Source organism: Haemophilus parainfluenzae (assembly GCF_014931375.1).
In the GTDB taxonomy this organism is placed as follows: domain Bacteria; phylum Pseudomonadota; class Gammaproteobacteria; order Enterobacterales; family Pasteurellaceae; genus Haemophilus_D.
In genome coordinates this window covers 593794-612174 of sequence record NZ_CP063117.1, presented here as the reverse complement: position 1 = coordinate 612174, position 18381 = coordinate 593794, and the positions used below count along the sequence as shown (strand labels likewise).

Annotated in this window: 22 protein-coding genes; 14 read left to right on the top strand and 8 right to left on the bottom strand. The window is 38.9% G+C overall.

What is annotated here, in order from left to right; genetic code table 11:
* Positions 1-6: 6 nt before the first annotated feature.
* The 7 genes from INP95_RS02955 (at position 7) to INP95_RS02925 (ending at position 7052) form a co-directional block, all read left to right on the top strand.
* Complete coding sequence (locus INP95_RS02955; protein ID WP_049373708.1) at positions 7-1305, top strand: uroporphyrinogen-III C-methyltransferase; 1299 nt, start codon at positions 7-9, stop codon at positions 1303-1305.
* Between the two features lie 9 nt (positions 1306-1314).
* Positions 1315-2601, top strand: coding sequence for a heme biosynthesis protein HemY (locus tag INP95_RS02950; protein ID WP_049373709.1), 1287 nt, complete (start codon positions 1315-1317; stop codon positions 2599-2601).
* A gap of 173 nt (positions 2602-2774) precedes the next feature.
* Entirely contained in the window at positions 2775-3434 is a 660-nt protein-coding gene (locus tag INP95_RS02945) for an amino acid ABC transporter permease (RefSeq protein WP_049373711.1), read from the top strand.
* Positions 3424-4092, top strand: a complete 669-nt coding sequence (locus INP95_RS02940; RefSeq protein WP_005699119.1) for an amino acid ABC transporter permease — start codon at positions 3424-3426, stop codon at positions 4090-4092. The genes INP95_RS02945 and INP95_RS02940 overlap by 11 nt, the downstream gene beginning before the upstream one ends.
* An 18-nt stretch (positions 4093-4110) precedes the next feature.
* Positions 4111-4875, top strand: a complete 765-nt coding sequence (locus INP95_RS02935; RefSeq protein WP_049356852.1) for an amino acid ABC transporter ATP-binding protein — start codon at positions 4111-4113, stop codon at positions 4873-4875.
* Positions 4859-5716, top strand: a complete 858-nt coding sequence (locus INP95_RS02930; protein WP_014064400.1) for a cysteine ABC transporter substrate-binding protein — start codon at positions 4859-4861, stop codon at positions 5714-5716. Before INP95_RS02935 ends, INP95_RS02930 begins: the two co-directional genes overlap by 17 nt.
* A 223-nt stretch (positions 5717-5939) precedes the next feature.
* Positions 5940-7052 (top strand): ABC transporter substrate-binding protein, encoded by a 1113-nt coding sequence (locus INP95_RS02925; protein WP_049356856.1) that lies wholly within the window; start codon positions 5940-5942, stop codon positions 7050-7052.
* Between the two features lie 68 nt (positions 7053-7120).
* Here INP95_RS02925 and INP95_RS02920 read toward each other — a convergent pair whose 3' ends face one another.
* Positions 7121-7519 (bottom strand): pyrimidine dimer DNA glycosylase/endonuclease V, encoded by a 399-nt coding sequence (locus INP95_RS02920; protein ID WP_049373713.1) that lies wholly within the window; start codon positions 7517-7519, stop codon positions 7121-7123.
* Positions 7520-7676: 157 nt separating this feature from the next.
* On the opposite strand from INP95_RS02920, the gene INP95_RS02915 reads away from it, so the two are divergent.
* Positions 7677-8165, top strand: a complete 489-nt coding sequence (locus tag INP95_RS02915) for a YbaK/prolyl-tRNA synthetase associated domain-containing protein (RefSeq protein ID WP_049373715.1) — start codon at positions 7677-7679, stop codon at positions 8163-8165.
* Between the two features lie 67 nt (positions 8166-8232).
* The gene (locus tag INP95_RS02910; protein ID WP_005699125.1) at positions 8233-8634 is read left to right on the top strand and encodes an HI_0559 family membrane protein; all 402 of its coding nucleotides are present in this window, start codon (positions 8233-8235) and stop codon (positions 8632-8634) included.
* Here the strand turns inward: INP95_RS02910 and INP95_RS02905 are convergent.
* The 5 genes from INP95_RS02905 to fkpA are packed head-to-tail and all read right to left on the bottom strand — an operon-like array spanning position 8629 to position 11108.
* Positions 8629-8916 carry a DsrH/TusB family sulfur relay protein gene (locus INP95_RS02905; protein ID WP_049373718.1) on the bottom strand — a complete coding sequence of 96 codons (288 nt, stop codon included), beginning with the start codon at positions 8914-8916 and terminating at the stop codon, positions 8629-8631. The genes INP95_RS02910 and INP95_RS02905 overlap by 6 nt on opposite strands.
* Positions 8917-8924: 8 nt before the next feature.
* Positions 8925-9284, bottom strand: coding sequence for a sulfurtransferase complex subunit TusC (gene tusC, locus INP95_RS02900; protein WP_049373720.1), 360 nt, complete (start codon positions 9282-9284; stop codon positions 8925-8927).
* The gene (gene tusD / locus INP95_RS02895; RefSeq protein WP_049373722.1) at positions 9281-9661 is read right to left on the bottom strand and encodes a sulfurtransferase complex subunit TusD; all 381 of its coding nucleotides are present in this window, start codon (positions 9659-9661) and stop codon (positions 9281-9283) included. The genes tusC and tusD overlap by 4 nt, the downstream gene beginning before the upstream one ends.
* The gene (locus tag INP95_RS02890) at positions 9661-10326 is read right to left on the bottom strand and encodes a helix-turn-helix transcriptional regulator (RefSeq protein ID WP_080971329.1); all 666 of its coding nucleotides are present in this window, start codon (positions 10324-10326) and stop codon (positions 9661-9663) included. The genes tusD and INP95_RS02890 overlap by 1 nt, the downstream gene beginning before the upstream one ends.
* A gap of 59 nt (positions 10327-10385) precedes the next feature.
* Complete coding sequence (fkpA, locus tag INP95_RS02885; RefSeq protein WP_049373724.1) at positions 10386-11108, bottom strand: FKBP-type peptidyl-prolyl cis-trans isomerase; 723 nt, start codon at positions 11106-11108, stop codon at positions 10386-10388.
* Between the two features lie 94 nt (positions 11109-11202).
* Between fkpA and INP95_RS02880 the strand changes: the two genes are divergently transcribed.
* The 5 genes from INP95_RS02880 (at position 11203) to INP95_RS02860 (ending at position 15459) form a co-directional block, all read left to right on the top strand.
* The gene (locus INP95_RS02880) at positions 11203-11424 is read left to right on the top strand and encodes a SlyX family protein (RefSeq protein ID WP_005699194.1); all 222 of its coding nucleotides are present in this window, start codon (positions 11203-11205) and stop codon (positions 11422-11424) included.
* Between the two features lie 139 nt (positions 11425-11563).
* On the top strand, positions 11564-12634 hold the full coding sequence (locus INP95_RS02875) for an ABC transporter ATP-binding protein (protein ID WP_197560870.1): 1071 nt from the start codon (positions 11564-11566) through the stop codon (positions 12632-12634).
* Positions 12631-13500: an ABC transporter permease gene (locus tag INP95_RS02870; protein WP_049373727.1), complete on the top strand. Its 870-nt coding sequence runs from the start codon at positions 12631-12633 to the stop codon at positions 13498-13500. Before INP95_RS02875 ends, INP95_RS02870 begins: the two co-directional genes overlap by 4 nt.
* A complete protein-coding gene (locus INP95_RS02865; RefSeq protein WP_049369977.1) occupies positions 13497-14348 on the top strand; it encodes an ABC transporter permease in 852 nt (283 codons plus the stop codon). The genes INP95_RS02870 and INP95_RS02865 overlap by 4 nt, the downstream gene beginning before the upstream one ends.
* A gap of 19 nt (positions 14349-14367) precedes the next feature.
* Positions 14368-15459 (top strand): extracellular solute-binding protein, encoded by a 1092-nt coding sequence (locus INP95_RS02860; protein WP_049373729.1) that lies wholly within the window; start codon positions 14368-14370, stop codon positions 15457-15459.
* Positions 15460-15529: 70 nt separating this feature from the next.
* Here the strand turns inward: INP95_RS02860 and INP95_RS02855 are convergent, their stop codons facing one another.
* Complete coding sequence (locus INP95_RS02855) at positions 15530-16915, bottom strand: SLC13 family permease (RefSeq protein ID WP_197560869.1); 1386 nt, start codon at positions 16913-16915, stop codon at positions 15530-15532.
* A gap of 154 nt (positions 16916-17069) precedes the next feature.
* Positions 17070-18296: an MFS transporter gene (locus tag INP95_RS02850; protein WP_197560868.1), complete on the bottom strand. Its 1227-nt coding sequence runs from the start codon at positions 18294-18296 to the stop codon at positions 17070-17072.
* Positions 18297-18381 lie beyond the last annotated feature (85 nt).

Here is an 18381-nt window from a genome sequence, read left to right as displayed (position 1 = left end):
AAAGATATGGCGAAAGAGAAATTAACCCCTGAAACGACAGATGAAATCCAAGAAACAGATGCAGTGGAAATTCAAACTGAAGATCGCGAGCCTGTTGCGCCACGTACACAAACCGTTGTGAAGAAAAGTGGTACTGGATTAAGTTTATTGGCTATTCTCATTGCACTTGGCGTGGGTGGTGCAGGTTATTATTTTGGCCAACAACAGGTGGATGAATTCCAACAAAAATTGACCGCACTTGAAGCTCAAATCAATAATAAAACCGTGGTTTCAGCACCTGCTCAAGAAGTAAAATTTGATACTACACAGCTTGCTCAGTTAGAGTCTGCGAATAAAGCAACGCAAAACAAAATTGCGCAAGTAGAAGAGCTAATCAATGCCAAATCACATGAGTTAGTTGGCTTACAATCACAAATCAATAAAGTGAGCGCACAAGCTAATGCTCAACAGCCTACTGATTGGTTATTCTCAGAAGCAGATTTCTTGCTCAACAATGCATTGCGTAAATTAGTGTTAGATAATGATGTGGATACAGCGGTTTCACTCTTAAAACTCGCTGATGAAACTCTTGCTAAAGTGAATAACTCACAATCAGCAGCTATTCGTAGTGCAATCAATCAAGATCTGAAACAACTTCTCTCCGTAGCTGGCGTGGATCAAAATGCGGTCATGCAAAAATTATCGCAATTAGCCAATACGGTTGATGAATTACCGGTATTAGATGTGAATTTCGGTGATGATCAAAATGCAACAAAATTATCTGATTCCCTGTCTGACTGGGCGGAAAATGCAGAAAAAAGTGCAACCTCATTCCTAAATCACTTTATTCGTATTTCACCGAAACATGGTGCGGATCGCAAAGAATTATTAGCGCCAAACCAAGATATCTATTTGCGTGAAAACATTCGTTTACGCTTACAATTAGCGATTATGGCAGTGCCTCGTCAGCAAAACGAACTTTATAAACAATCTTTAGAAGCTGTTGCATCTTGGATTCGTAGTTATTTTGATACCAATGCTGAAGTGACTCAAAGTTTCTTAAAATCAGTGGATGAATTATCTGAAGTATCCATCTATGTGGATGTGCCAAGCCAATTACAAAGCTTAAGTATGCTTGATAAGTACTTAAATCGTACACCTTTAGATGTGCAGAAAGTGGAAATTGAAGCAGAAAAAGCGGTTGATAATTCACCAAGAAAAGAAGAAGTAAAACCAGCACCTGAAGCGAAAGCGGAAGAGCCAAAAGCTGAAGAAAAACCCGCTGAAGCACCAGCTGCACAACCGGCAACTGAACCCCAACAATAAGGATAGATAATGTTTAGAGTTCTCTTTTTAATGATCGCCTTACTTGCCGGATTGATTGCAGGGCCTTACCTCTCCGGTCAGCAAGGTTATGTCAGAGTTGAAACGGCAAACACCGTATATGAAATGTCACTCACCACATTAGTGATTCTCTTTGTGGTCACGCTTGCAGTGATTTATTCGTTAGAGTGGTTGGTGACCCGTTTCTTCCGCTTAAGTAGCAATACCTATAACTGGTTCTCTCGCCGTAAACGTGTGAAAGCACAGCGTCAAACCCTTGAAGGCTTGATGAAGATGAATGAAGGCGATTATGCCAAAGCAGAAAAACTGATTGGTAAAAATGCGAAACATTCTGCAGAGCCAGTATTAAATCTGATTAAAGCGGCTGAAGCTGCACAGCAACGCGGTGATGAATTCAGCGCAAACCGTTATTTAATTGAGGCGACTGAACTTGCAGGTTCAGATAACCTAGTTGTCGAAATTGCTCGCACCCGTATTTTATTACAACAAAATAAATTACCGGCTGCGCGCAGTTCCGTTGACAGTTTGCTTGAAATGTCAGATCGCAACAAAGAAGTATTAAAACTTGCTGCTGAAATTTATAGCCGCTCCAAAGCTTATCAAGCTTTAGATGAAATCTTAGATTTAATCGAAGGTTCAGGCTTATTCTCAGCAGAAGAATTTAAAGCGCTTCAACAAGAAACAGAAAATGGCTTGTTAGATGAAAAAATGAATGAAGAAGGCGTTGAAGGTCTGCTTGCATGGTGGGAAGCTCAACCACGCCGTCGTCGCAATGACTTAGAGTTAAAAACAGCTTTAATTCAGCGTTTAATTGATTGTAACGATCATGAGTCAGCTTATGAATTCACGCTTGAAATCATGAAAAAATTGGGTGATAACACCCCAATTAGTCCTGAACTTTGCACGCAAATCACTCGTTTACAAGCAGAAGATAACAGCAAACTGCTCAAACTAGTGGAAAAACGTGCAAAACGTGCGGATGAAAGCCAACGTTGTTGTCTCAATCGTGCATTAGGCTATCTTTATGTGCGTAATAATGACTTCGCTAAAGCAGCAGAAGCATTTAAAGAAGTTACTGCTTGCCCAACCCAGCTCCAACCAAATGATGTCATGATGGCGTCTTATGTATTCGAACAAGCTGGTGACAAAGAAGCTGCAGAAAAAATTCGTCAGGACAGTTTAAAATCAGCCATGTCTATTCAAGACAAACCAGCTGAACAGCAGACTGAACCAAAAACAGATGAAGAACCAACCGCACTTATCGCAAAACGTGATTAAAATAAACAACGACGGGGCTGAATAAAGCCCCGTTTTTTCATTCCCCACCGCCACTTATTTTATTTAAAACCCACTTCTTATTACATTTCTTTATAAGTAATAAATTTCCATTCTTTTCTCACCGATTAAAAATTTTTTACTATATCGCCACACAAACGATTAAATCATGAAAAATGAATTGGGATTATATTTTAAGTGTCACACCACGTTTTATTCATGCCACGCTGATGACGCTTCATCTCGCCTTTTGGGGCATTTTATTGTCGCTGGTGATTGGTGTGATTTGTGCGGTGATTACCACCTACAAAGTCAAATCATTAACTTGGCTAGTAAAAGGCTATATTGAGCTTTCTCGTAATACGCCTTTATTAATTCAAGTATTTTTTCTCTATTTTGGGCTGTCTAAAATTGGCCTGAAATTAGATGGTTTTACTTGCGGCATTATCGGCCTGGCATTTTTAGGTGGAAGCTATATGGCAGAAGCCTTTCGTGGTGGTTTGGAAGCGGTATCAAAAGGACAAATTGAATCAGCCTTAAGTATCGGCCTAACTCCTTATCAAGCTTTTCGCTATGTCATTTTCCCACAAGCCTTTGCGATTGCGACACCTGCAATTGGCGCAAATTGCTTATTCTTAATGAAAGAAACCTCAGTGATCAGTGCCGTTGCTGTTGCTGAACTCATGTTTGTCGCAAAAGAAGTCATCGGGCTCGATTACAAAACCAATGAAGCCTTATTTTTATTAGTGGTGTTTTATTTGATCATTCTATTACCGATGTCTCTTTTCATCAGTTACTTAGAACGCCGTACTCGGAGAGCAAAATATGGGGCTTGAGTTATTATTCCAAGGCAGCAACATTGAACGCTTGCTCAACGGTTTATGGGTAACGGCTGAAATTGCATTCGTTTCTGTCTTCTTCGCCTGTATTTTAGGTGTGATTTTTGGCGTAATCATGACAAGCAGAAATCCCATTATCAAAGCCATTTGTCGCTTTTATTTAGAATTTGTACGCATCATTCCATTATTAGCGTTACTTTTTCTCGCTTATTTCGGTTTAGCAAAATGGTTTGATATTCACTTAGATGGCATTTCTGTATGTATTTTGGTGTTTATTTTCTGGGGAACAGCAGAAATGGGCGATTTAGTGCGTGGTGCATTAACTTCCATTGAAAAACATCAAGTGGAATCCGCCTACGCTTTAGGTTTAACGCCGTTTCAAACCTTTGTGTATATTTTACTTCCGCAAAGTTTAAAACGTGTGACACCAAGTGCTATTAACCTCTTTACTCGCATGGTAAAAACCAGCTCTTTGGCGATGTTAATTGGTGTAGTCGAAGTGATTAAAGTCGGTCAACAAATTATCGAGCATTCATTATTTAGTAATCAATCGGCGGCGCTTTGGATTTACGGTGTCATTTTCGGTTTATATTTTGTGATTTGTTACCCGCTATCCTTATTTTCCCGTTATTTAGAAACCCGTTGGGAAAGTTAATTTTTATTAGGAAAACACATGGCGTTATTAGAAATTAAAAACCTCGTCAAAAATTACGGTGATGTAGAAGCACTCAAAGGCATCAATCTTTCTATAGAGAAAGGCGAAGTTGTCGTTATTTTAGGTCCATCGGGTTGTGGTAAAAGTACTTTTTTACGCTGCCTAAATGGGCTAGAGGAAATAAAGCGCGGTCAGATTTTGCTGCAAAATGCAGGCGAATTAGGCAAAGACATTCCTTGGGTCAAAGCGCGCCAACGCATTGGGATGGTATTCCAAAGTTATGAACTATTCGCTCATTTATCAGTGATTGACAATATTTTACTTGGCCCTTTAAAAGTACAAAAACGCGATCGCGCAGAAGCTGAAAAACAAGCCGATGAGTTACTTAAACGTGTAGGTCTATATGACCGAAAAAATGCTTATCCGCGAGAATTATCAGGTGGGCAAAAACAGCGAATTGCTATTGTGCGTTCACTATGCATGAACCCTGAAATTATTCTGTTCGATGAAGTAACCGCTGCCCTTGACCCTGAAATGGTACGTGAAGTACTTGATGTAATTTTAGGCCTCGCTAAAGACGGTATGACGATGCTCATCGTTACCCACGAAATGAACTTCGCCCGCCAAGTAGCCAATCGCATTGTGTTTATGGATAAAGGGCAAATTATTGAACAAGCAAAACCGGAAGATTTCTTCACGAATCCAACCACGGATCGTGCGAAAACATTCTTAAATATCTTAAATTATGAACCGAGAGGGACAAACTATGAAGAAAACATTTAAAACATTGACCGCACTTTTCGCCACAGCTACATTAGCATTTGGCTTAACCGCGTGTAATGATAAAGAACCGGCTAAAGACGGAGCAAAAACGGTTTCAAGCCTTGAGCAAATACAAAAAGATGGCAAAGTGCGCATTGGTGTATTTAGCGATAAACCACCATTTGGTTATGTAGATGCGCAAGGTAAAAGCCAAGGCTTTGATGTCGAAATTGGTAAAGCGATCGGTAAAGATTTATTAGGTGACGAAAACAAAGTGGAATTTGTTTTAGTGGATGCCGCAAACCGTGCTGAATACTTACTTTCTAAGAAAGTTGATATCATTCTCGCCAACTTCACTGTAACACCAGCTCGTAAAGAAGTGGTAGATTTTGCGAATCCATATATGAAAGTGGCACTCGGTGTCGTATCAAAAGATGGCTCAGTCATTACTGATCTTGAACAATTAAAAGGCAAAACCTTGATCGTGGATAAAGGCACTACTGCTGATATTTTCTTCACCAAAAACTATCCAGATGTGAAGTTATTGAAATTCGAACAAAATACCGAAACCTTTGAAGCCTTACGTGATGGCCGTGGTGATGCATTATCTAATGACAATACCTTCTTATTCGCTTGGGCAAAACAAAATCCAGGTTATACCGTGGGCGTAAAAAACTTTGGCGATCAAGATGTTATTGCACCAGCTGTTCGCAAAGATGCACCTGAATTGTTAAATTGGTTAAATAACGAAATCCAAACCTTAGGCAAAGATGGGCGTTTAAAACAAGCTTATGAAAAAACCTTATTGCCAGTTTATGGTGATACCGTCAGCGAAAGCGATATCGTGGTTGAATATAAATAATTTAACCCCATTCACTTCTCCTTTAGTCCAACTCAAGGAGAAGTGAAAACTTACTAAGTTTTGACCGCACTTCCAATTTTAAATGCGAAATATGTTTTTTCTAGATATATGCCTATTTTACCCTTCAACAGCATTTCTTGTATTATCACTTTATAACATCTAAATTTGATAATGATTCTTATTTATGGCAATATTCTGATGTTTTATTCAGACAGGAGTTTATATGCAAAAAAAATCAACAATTCGTTTAATTTTGGCCGTTCTATTACTGACTTTTGGTATCACTACTCAAGCAGAAATAAAAACAATCAAAGATGTATTAGGACGAGAAGTTAACGTTGATGTGCCCGTAAAAAATGCCGTGTTAGGCTTTTACTATCCTGATTACATTGCTGTTACGGGTGTTGAAAATTTTAAATATGTTAAAGGTATCTCACGTGAATTTTGGGAAAAATTTAATCCAGGAAGTTGGGCATTGTTTTCTGAAAAAATGCCTGAACTCAAAAATATTGCTGATATTGGTAATGTAAATACAGGAACTTTCTCAACCGAAAAAACCTTGGCATTAAAACCTGATGTATTGATTCTTGCAGAATGGCAATATCAAACTATTGGTTCCGAACTACCAAAGTTAGAACAAGCTGGCGTTCCAATTATTGTTGTCGATTTTAATGCTCAAAGTGTAGAACGACACACCCAAAGCGCAAAGATTTTTGGGCAACTTGCAGGTACCGAAGAACGAGCAAATAAAATTGCAGATGAATATGCTCAAGGCATTACTGATATTCAAAAACGTGTAAAAGAGGCTAACCTACCTAAACCTAAAATCTATGTAGAATTTGGCAATAAAGGTCCTAGTGAATATAGCTTTACCTTTGGTAAAAATATGTGGGGTGCTATTGCTGAAACTGTTGGCGGGGATAACGTAAGCGCGCCTTTTGTCGAAAATTGGGGACCAATTAATCCAGAACAACTTCTTGCCGCACAACCTGAAGTTATTATGATTTCTGGCACAGAAATGGGGCATGAAACTAACGATGAAATGATGGCGATGGGAATAAACATCAATGAACAGGATGCACAAAAACGCCTAAAAGGTTTCTTAACCCGTGCAGGGTGGCAAGATTTACCTGCAGTTAAAAACCACCGTGTTTACGGTATTTATCATACGGCTTCTCGCTCACTAAGTGATCTAGCAGCCGCTCAATTTATGGCAAAAGCACTTTACCCAAAACTTTTTGAAGACATAGACCCACAAAAAACCTTTATGGATTTCCATAAAAACTATTTGCCTATCATACCTAGTGGTACATTTTTTATTAAATTGAAAGATTAAACAATTCATAAGGTGAGCGATGCTCACCTTTTTTATATTCTCACTGCCTTTCATAAGTGAAAACTCCTTTATTTTTGACCGCTCTTTGGAAGATGCGGTGTAAATCTCGCCTTTAATGGCATTCTTTCCTGAATACGTTCCCGATTAATCTGTAACGCCGCCTCTGTGGCTTCATAGTCCAACCATAAACTTGGATCATCGGGTAACGTTTCATTCCAAATATACTGCACGTTAAAGCCTCGCGCCTTACATTCCGCATGCAATGCATCATACCGTTTCTTTAAAAACGCCAATTTATTAAAGAAAAAGCGCACATGCCCTTCACCTAATTTATATTCCGTAGGCTGTCCTTTCAAATGAAATTTACCTTTCGCCACGGCGTTAGGAATGCGGGTTAATTCGCGATGCTCCGCTAAAAGATGCTGATCACAAAGCTCCGCTGGCGGAACAAGATTAATTCGAGTCATAATCGATACCAAATAAAAAGGAACATAGTACGGGGCGTAAAGGTATTTGTCTATCTCATAATAAATACGCCCCAAAAGATTAATTATTTTTCTTTGATTTTCACATAAATCAACCTTTGTTAAACTCATTAAAAATATCGTTATTGAAGGAACCCGCATGTCTGTCAAAACATTTGAAAAATTGACCGCACTTTTAGATAAACATCAAGCACGCTATCGTGTCGTTGAACACCCCACAGCAGGAAAATCAGAAGAAGTGGCTAAAATTCGTGGTACAGAATTAGGGCAAGGGGCAAAAGCTCTAGTATGCAAAGTGAAAGGAAATGGCGTAAAACAAGCAGTGTTAGTTATATTGCCGGCTGATCAACAATCTGATTTAAGCAAAGTTGCAGCCTATTTAGGCGGCACGAAAGCCTCGCTTGCTAGTCCTGCAGAAGTAGATACCCTAACTGACTGTGTATTTGGTGCAATTCCGCCTTTTAGCTTTCATCCTAATTTGTTATTAATTGCCGATCCTAGCTTACTGTCTCGTTATGATGAATTAGCGTTTAATGCAGGTACGTTAGAACGCTCTATTATTCTCAATACACAAGATTATGCCTCAATCGTTCAGCCCACATTAGTGGATGTAATAAAAACCGAATAGAGAAAAGATTGGTTGTCTTTCATTTGATTGATACAATGCTTCCGTTTTTCTATTAATTGGACATCTCATGAAAAAATATCTTAAAGCATTTATTCTTTTACCGTTGATTATTCAAATTATTGGCACTATTGGCCTAATGTTCGCAAACAATGATGCCGATGGATTTCAATCTTCAGCGATTACCGTCTTTATCGTGGCTGCGGTACCGACTTTTCTCATTACACTTTGGGCAGCATTTCACCGTTATGCGAGTTATCACGTAAAAGCTATCGCATTAATTTCGGTACTAATTGGATTTTGTTATACCGTCGTAGCGGGGATCTTTTATGCAACGCTAGTAAATGATATGGGATTTGGCGAATGGTTACGTGCAGGAGGATTAGAAATTACCTGCTTAATGGCCGCAGGTTTGGCGCTTTATTCTGTTATGGTATTACCGCTCTTGTTACCTAAAGAACGCCCGCTATAAGGCGATTTGAGGCGAATATTGAGCAGTTAAACCCACCAAATCTGCTAATGAAATTGACCGCACTTGATTGTTTTCTGGCAAAAGTGCGGTTAAATTTCGGGCTAAAACATCCTGCTCCAACACAAAACATTGTCCTTTGCATTGAGTAAACATTTCCCCATACTTTACCGCTAGCAACACGCCATCTTGCCATAAAACCACCGCATCATTTTCCGTGATTTCTGTCAAATAACGTTGAAGTTCTGTCTCAGAATAATGAGCTTGAGAAAAGGTATAAAGCATAATATTCCTTAAAACGTAAACACTTTTTCTGCTTGGCTGAGTTTATTGATCAGCGAAGTGCGGTCAATTTTTTCAGCAGAAATAATGAGTTGTTCTGTTTGCAAATGGTATTGGTCGAGCGAATCGGCGCAGACAAAGCGCTGTTCAATATCGTATAAATCCAATAATTTAAAGGTACGAATAAAGTCTTTTTGTAACAATAACTCAGGATTTTGTCCATCGAGTAGATTTAATACACCATCATCGATAAAAAAGACACCGATTTCCTCTTCATCACAAAATGCTGTTGCAGCAAGCAAAGCATCTAAACCTTCACGAGAAATCGCGTTTCCATGCGGTGCGGTACGAAATAAGAATGCTAGCTTCATAATGTCACTACCCGATCTGCTTTTAATGCCATCGCCATAAACTCGCCTAAGCCTGTAATCTCAAAACCTTCTGCCAGATTCGTTTGATCCGTATCTTTTGCCGTAAGTGCATCCACTACGCCACGACGTTGTGAAGCGGCTACACATAAATGCAAAGGAATATGATGCTGCGCTGAAAAGGCTTGCCAAGCTTGCGTGAGATTACATTCATCATTGGCAGGATAAACAAAACCATTGCCATTACTCACACCGTCTTGGAAAAAGAAAATTTGGTTAATGACATGCCCTTTTTCAAGTAAAGCTTGGGCTAATTGATAGGCAAGAAAAGCCCCTTCTTTTCCATAAACAGGACTTTTCACGGCGAGAACATAGTTCATTACTCTTGCTCTTGTTTGATTTGACGAATATACAAATACACGGTGTGGCGAGAAATCGCGAGGCGATCAGCCACTAAATTGATGGCATCTTTAATATCAAAAATGCCTTTTTCGTAAAGTGAAATCACAATCTGACGGTTCTTATTATTATTCGAAACCGAGCGATCTGCATTCACTTCTTCAATGGTTTTTTCTACCGTTTGTGCCACCAATTCTTCCACTGAACTTGCAAAATTGACGGAAGAGGTTTCATTTTGTTCCTGCGTTGGCATAAAGGTCTGCATAAATTGAGAGACCGGCACATCCAAATTAATATTGATACAAAGTAAACCAATAATGCGTTGTTTGCCATTTCGAATAGCGATGGTCACGGACTTCATCAACACATTGCCTTTCGCACGCGTGAAATAAGGCTTAGACACACTCTCACTTTGCATATTACGCAAGGATTTCAGGGCTAAATCCGTAATCGGGGAACCTACCTGGCGATTGGTATTATGCCCATTGGCGATACAAATGGCGGAATGCTCAATATCTTCCAAAGAGTGCAATACGATTTCACAATGCTTGCCAATCAACGCGCTCACGCCATCAACTACCGCTTTATAGGAAATCAGAATAGCACGATCTTCATCAGTGAAAGGTTGTCTATCGGTTAGTATCATTTTTCAAATCTGGTAGGGAAAATGACCGCACTTTGGACAAAGTGCGGTTGAATTAAGGATTATTTTTTAGGATTAACGTCTAATACTTCAACGTCGAAGTAAAGCGTTGCATCAGGTGGAATTGAATCGCCTGCACCTTGTTTGCCATAAGCTAATTCAGGTGGAATCACTAATTCGATTTTACCGCCTTTCTTCACTAACTGAAGACCTTCAGTCCAACCTTTGATCACTTGGTTTAATTTAAACTCAACCGGTTGACCACGTTCAACAGAGCTATCAAATACTTTACCATCTGGTAATTTACCGGTGTAATGTACTTTCACAGTATCCGTTGCTTTAATCGCATCACCTTTACCTGCTTCAGTAATTTTGTAAAGTAAGCCATCTTTAGTGCTTTTCACACCGTCTTTTTTCGCAAATTCAGCGCGGTATTTATCGCCTTCTTCTTTTGCAGCTTTCGCTTGTTGTTCTACTTTTGCTTTCGCTGCAGACACTAATTGCTCTTGAATACCATCTAAGGTTTGTTGAATTTTTTCGTCTTTACGAACATCAACTTTACCTTCTAATGCATCTTTTAAGCCATCTAAAATACGCGCATTATCGTATTGAATCACTTCTTTTTGAGCATCCACTAAATCTTTTACTTGGTTACCCATTAATGCACCTACAGCATAAGACGCATCACTTGCGCTTGGCGCTTCTTTATCTTCTGCAAAAACAGAACCTGAAACAACCGCACTTACCATAAGTGCAGCAAGAGAAAGCTTTTGAATTTTCAACATTTTGCTTGATCCTTTATAATAGAAACGGAATAGCGAATAGGTTAAATCGGATTGACCAAATTCACAACATTTTTTTAAAAATTAGAGAAATTTTATGCAAAATCAACAAATTTTAGAAGATCGCATCGCCGAACTTGAAATGAAAATTGCTTTTCAAGAACAACTTTTAGACGAACTCAACCAAGCATTAGTTCAACAACAGTTTGATATGGATAAAATTCAACTTCAACTCCGCTATCTCGCTGGCAAATTAAAAGATATGCAACCTTCTAATATTGCCAGCCAAGCAGAAGAAACGCCGCCTCCGCATTATTAAAATGTAATAAAACCATATTTTATCTAAATGCGTGATCTTCATCACAAATTCATAAAAAATATTTTTATTTTATTGAAAAAATAACTAAGTGTTTTTATGGTTACCCCTATAGTTGTATAGCCAAATAGAGGATGTAAAAATGGCAAAGTTAGAAATAAAAAATATTACAAAAAAATTTGGTGACTTTTACGCAGCAAATAATATTACTTTTACCGCTGAAGAAGGCGAGTTTGTCACCTTATTAGGACCAAGCGGCTGTGGTAAAACCTCCTTATTAAAATTAATCGCTGGATTTCACGTGGCAGATGAAGGTGAAATCCTTATCGGAGGAAAAAATGTTAACAATGTTCCTCCAGAAAAACGCAATACAGCCATGTGTTTCCAATCCTATGCCCTTTTCCCTCACCTCAACGTTTCTCACAATATTTGCTATGGTTTAAAGCAACGTAAAATTGATATTGAAGAACAAAAACAGCGTTTAAATCTTGCATTGAAACAAATGGATTTAGAATTTCATAAATTGAAATTACCCAATGAGCTTTCTGGTGGTCAACAGCAACGTGTCGCATTAGCCAGAGCCATGGTCACTCGTCCAGATGTAATTTTATTTGATGAACCGCTTTCCAACTTAGATGCCAAATTACGCGAAAGTGTACGTTTTGAAATTAAGCAACTCTCAAAACAATACAATTTGACTAGTATTTATGTGACTCACGATCAGGCTGAAGCCCTGACCATGTCAGATAAAATTATTGTGTTAAATAAAGGTGCTATTGAGCAAATTGGCTCTCCTCAAGATATTTACCATCATCCTAAAAACCGCTTTGTGGCAGATTTTATTGGCATTGCCAATATCACGGAAGCCAATGTAAAAAACATCGGCGATAACCTTTATGCTGTTAGTTCTATTTTTGGCGATTTCACCGTATTTTCTGAGAAAAAACCGGAATCAGAACGAATTTATATTTGCTTTCGACCGGAAGACATTGAATTGTTACCAAACGCACAAACGGAAGCGGAAAACCAAATTACAGTAGATATCATCAACACCGCTTTTATGGGCAATATCACGGAAGTGCAAGGAGTCATTAAACGTAATGATGAAGAGAAAAAATTACGCCTGCAACTAACAAAATGTCCGAATTTGAGCGATAAACTCACCTTTACGGTTCCCCGCTATGCGATTAAATTCTTGGAGTCCGTAAAATGAAAAGTCTCAAAAATGATGTAAAAGCATGGTTATTGCTATGTAGCGGTTTAGGTACGATCCTATTTTTAATGGGGTCCACGTTCTACATTGTCGTCTCTCAAAGCCTTGGTTTATACAGTATGGGCGGGGAAGAAAGTCAATTTAGTTTAGAGTATTGGCAAGCCGTATTAAATAGCCCAGTATTCCAAAATTCGTTTATTTATTCCGTAAAAGTGTCTTTATTAGGGGCGATTTTATCCATCATCGTGGCTTATCCCATTGCCATGTGGTTACGTAAAAAATTACCAGCCAAGGTAACAATTATAACTATCTTGCGGGCGCCTATGTTGGTACCAGGATTAGTTGCAGCCTTCTTGTTCGTCAATATGATCTCTTACCACGGCATTCTTAATGAGGTATTTGTTTATTTAGGCATTTGGGACGAACCGAAAACCTTACAAAATGATGAATTTGGTTGGGGGGTAGTGATTTTACAAATGTGGAAAAACATTCCCTTTGCTTTAATTCTTATTGGTGGCGCGGTCAATTCACTGAAAACTGATTTATTAGATGCGGCAGCTAATTTAGGTTCGAGTCCTTGGCAACGTTTTTGTTATGTGATATTCCCTCTAACCTTAGGTGCGGTACAAGTTTCCTTTATTTTAATATTTATCGGTGCACTCGGTGATTTCGCCTTTTATAGTATTGCAGGTCCTCGTAGTACCTATTCTTTAGCACGTTTAATGCAAATGTCCGCCTATGAATTTGAAGAGTGGAATCAAAGTGCGGTCATGGCATTAACTATTATGTTGACCTCTGCCTTCTTCTCCATCCTAGTGTCATTATTGATTAAACCATTAGCCGTCAAACGTGGAGAAGTCAAATGAGTAGTTCCGTACAAATCACAACGAAAAATGGTCGATTAATCGCACGAATTTCCTTAACTTTCTTTATTCTTGCTAATTTTATTTGGTTGTTCTTGCCATTTTTGATGGCTGGTTTATGGTCATTGGTAGATCCCGCTAAACCGTGGAGTTATCCAGATATTTTCCCTCAATCATTATCTTTTGAGCGTTGGAAAATCGTCTGGGAAACCACCTCTTTACCTGAAGCAATGTTTAATAGCTATACCATTGCGCCTACGGTTTCTCTGATCACTATTTTACTCTCTCTCCCAACAGCTTATGCATTTGGACGTATGGAGTTTAGAGGTAAAAAATTAGCAGAATTATTAACACTGATTCCATTGGTTATTCCAGGCATGATTATTGCCCTATTCTTTAGCCGTATGTTATTGGATTTAAATATTAATAATCCATTCATCGGCATTGTTATTGGGCATGTTGTACTCACGTTACCTTATGCTATTCGGATTTTATCCGCAGGCTTTTCTTCTGTACCGCAAGACCTTATTGATGCTAGCCGTGACTTGGGTGCATCTAAATTTACCGTTTTCAAAGACGTATATATGCCGATGTTAAAACCCAGTTTTTTAGCATCAATTATTTTCTGTTTAGTGAAAAGTATTGAAGAGTTTGCTATCGCTTTCGTTATCGGCTCACCTGACTTTATTACCGTGCCAACCATTTTATATTCTTTCCTCGGTTATTCTTTTATTCGTCCGAATGCGGCCGTTGTATCGATTATTTTGTTGGTACCAAACATTATTTTGATGATGATTATCGAAAAATTGTTGAAAGGGAATTATCTCTCTCAATCCACAGGAAAAGCATAATTTTCACAAGGAGCATCTTATGCAAAAAAATATCCGTAAACTTCTATCCATTGGTCTTACCGCTGCCGCCTTGGCTGTCAGCACTTTCGCCTCGGCTTCCACAGACTTAAGTGATAAATCTTGGAGTGAAATCGAAGAACTCGCTAAAAAAGAAGGGAAATTGACAGTTAGCGTTTGGTATTTGCAGCCGCAATTCCGTAATTTTGTCAAAGAATTTGAAAATCAATACGGTATTAAAGTCAAAGTACCTGAAGGCACCTTGGACGGTAATATCAATAAACTGATCGCTGAAAAAAATCTAGAAACCGGCAAAATGGATGTGGTTGTGTTAAATGCTGACCGTTTAGGCAACGTAGCGAAAAATGACATTCTTGTAAAACTCAATAACTTACCAAATTTCGATAAATTAAATCACTACTTACAAGGTGTTGAATTGGGCGATATGGCAGTAGGTTATTGGGGAAACCAAACCGGTCTAGCTTATGATCCTATGCGAATCAAAGAAGAGGAATTGCCACAATCTTGGGCAGACATGGAAAGCTATATTGATAAAAATCCAAAAAAATTCGGCTATTCAGATCCAAATGGTGGTAGCTCCGGTAATGCCTTCATTCAACGAGCTTTAGTGTACATCAATGGTGATTATGATTATCGTACCGATAAAATCGATGAAGCACAGATTGCTAATTGGAAGAAAACCTGGGATTGGTTCAGCAGTAAAAAAGATGCGCTAATCCGTACCGCTTCAAATGCTGATAGTCTAACCCGTTTAAACGATGGTGAGTTAGTAATTGTCTCCGCATGGCAAGATCACTTGTTCAGCTTGCAAAAACAAGGTGCAATTACTGACCGTTTAAAATTCTATGTACCAAAATTTGGGATGCCTGGTGGTGGTAATGTTGTAACCGTAGCAAAAAATGCGCCGAACCCAGCCGCATCACTTGTTTTCGTGCATTGGATTACCTCACCTGAAGTACAACAGAAATTAAACCAAGAATTCGGTGTTCGTCCACTAAATAGTGAATCTGGTTTGAAAGATACCATTTTCTTCTCAACACCATGGCGTAAAGCCGAAATGGAAGCCTTCACAAAAGAGGTTATTTCGAGATAAACAATAAACCGCACTTTAACGTGCGGTTTACTTTTATAGGCTAATAAAGTGCGGTCAGTTTTAACCACATTTACAACCAAACAAAATAAGTCATACTGCCTATGATGGCGATACAGAATAGATTGAGAATCAAGCCGACTTTGGCCATATCAAGTTGTTTCACATTGCCTGTTGCAAACACAATAGCATTTGGCGGTGTAGCGATTGGCAACATAAATGCACAACTTGCCCCACAAGCGATAATTGCGGCTAAAGCGATAGGCGGTAAATTCATAGATTGTGCCACTGAAATCACAATTGGCATAATCAACGCTGCACTGGCGGTATTCGATGTAAATTCCGTTAAGAAAATAATAAATGCCGTCATCACAAAGCAAAGTACCCAAAGTGGTTTGGTTTGCACAAACTGAACGATACTATCCGCCATAATCTTACTGGCACCAGAATCTTTCATCACGATACTGAGTGTTAAACCACCACCGAATAAAACGAGCACGCCCCATTCAACACGCTCTTGAATTTCTTTCCAACTCGCGACACCTGAAACACAAATAAAGATCACAACGCATAGTGCAATCACGGTATCAAAGTTTTCAATTTTTTTCGGCAATTCAAGGAAAGCCGTAATCCATGGGTTTAAGAGAGAGCTGAAAAGTAACATAATCGCCATACCGATAAAGATCACTAAGGTAATGATATTTTTTCGATTAAAGCTGACTTTCTCAAGTGATGGATTAAAATCCACAGAAAAGTCTGGACGTAAAATCACCCATAAAGAAAAAATCATTGAAGGCACAAGTAAGATCATTACTGGGAAACCGTAACTTAGCCATTCAGTGAAAGTCACCTGAATTTGAGATGCCAAAATCGCATTTGGCGCACTTCCCACTAATGTACCAATACCACCGATACTGGCACTAAATGCCATGCCTAGCAATACAAAGGCATACAACCGATGGTTTTTCTCCGCATTGATACCTTTTAACATCCCCATAGTGAGCGGTAACATCATGGCTGCCACAGCGGTGTTGTTAATCCACATGGAAAGGAATGTGGTTGCAGTAAACAGATAGGTGATAGAAAGTTTTAAGTTTCCTTTGGCCAAACGGATAATGTAATTCGCAATAATCTTATCTAGATTCTGAATTTGTAACACCGCAGCCACCACAAATCCCCCAAAGAACATATAAATAATTGGCGTGGAGAATGGGGCAAGGGCTTTTTGCGTATTAATCAAGCCTAATCCTATGGCCACAACGGGCACCATAAGGGATGTCACGGTAATATTAAAGGCTTCCGTTAACCATAAAATGCCAATGAAAATCAGCAAGGCTAATCCGCGATTCTCTTGAGCAGAAAATGGCAATATTTTGATTAACACCAACATGAAGACAAAGTCTAGGGCAAGAATGATGAGACTTTTATATTTAGAGAGAAAGGTTTGTTGAGTTTGCATATAAATCTCCTACAAAACGATAGGGGAGATTATTAATTAGCATTTAACCGAAAAAATTGAAACATATTTTTAACAAATTTGTGACACGCTTCAAACTATTTTTGTATAAACAACAAACCGCACCTAAAAGTGCGGTCTGTTTTGCTTTCGTTTTTTATTGTTGCATACGAGCTTGAATACGTTCTGGCAATCTTAATCCAACGAGAGCAACAAGGACAATTGTCCAGAATAAGGTGACATACACAAGGGCTGAACCAAGTCCCACTCTTTCGCTAAGTGCAGCGGCAATCACAGGAGACACCCCACCACCGATCGCAGCGAAGTTATAGATGAAACCGATACCTGTGCTTCGCATTTCAGCCGGGAAGAAAGTCGCCATATATTTTGGCACTAAACCGGCAATCCCTAAGTTTGTTGCAAGTAAGAAGAAGAGCAACGCACCAAGTGCTAATACATTATTTTCTGGCAAATAGAATACTGGGAAGAGGAAGAAAAGTGATAACAATAAGCTATATACAAAGGTTTTCTTCTCACCCAATTTATCCCCGATAAAGCCAGCAATTAAGGTACCGATGAGGATACCAAAGCCTGCCCAGAACATCAGTGATTTCACATTTTCAGCATAACCGTTTTCTTTGAGGTAAAGTGGAAGTAAGCCCACTACTGGCCAGTTTACGGAGAAAATTGAATAACAAACTAAGAAAATAATTAAGGTGATTGGTAATTGTTTTTTAGTGAATAGGTCAGTAAGTGGAACTTTATTCACTTTACCCGCTGCTTTCGCTTGAGCCCATTCTTCACTTTCAGGGGCATGTCGACGAACATAGAGTACTAAAGCGACTGGTGCTAAACCAATGAAGAAAGCCATACGCCAGCCATAAGCTTGTGCAACCCAAGGAATCACTTGAGAAGCAAGAATATTACCGATAGAAAAGCCACTCACTAAAAATGCACTGGCTTTTGTACGCAAATGTTTTGGCCAGCTTTCAATGGCATAAGAGGAAGAACAAGCATATTCACCCGCCATCCCCATACCGATAATCATACGGAAGATGAAAAGCCAAATATAACTGGTGGATAAACCGCACAAGAATGTGCCAACGGAATACGTAATAATGGAAACAATCATCGCCAAACGACGACCATATTTATCGGCAAAACTACCAAAAATCGCCCCACCTAATGGACGTGCGACGAACGCTGCAAGTAATAATGTGGATGTTTCCGTTGTGCTCATGGCGAATTCCTTTTGAATATCCAAAAGCACATAAGTGATAAGCATATAATCGAAGCCATCAAAAACATAACCTAACCAAGCCGCAAATAACGCTTTCTTTTGCGTAGGACTGACTTCTTTATACCATGGTAATGATGTTGCCATAACAACCTCCCTTCCTTGTATTTGAGAATTTTGTGGTATAGATCACAGAATTTAAAATCACTGCTAATTTCTGCTTGCATAAATA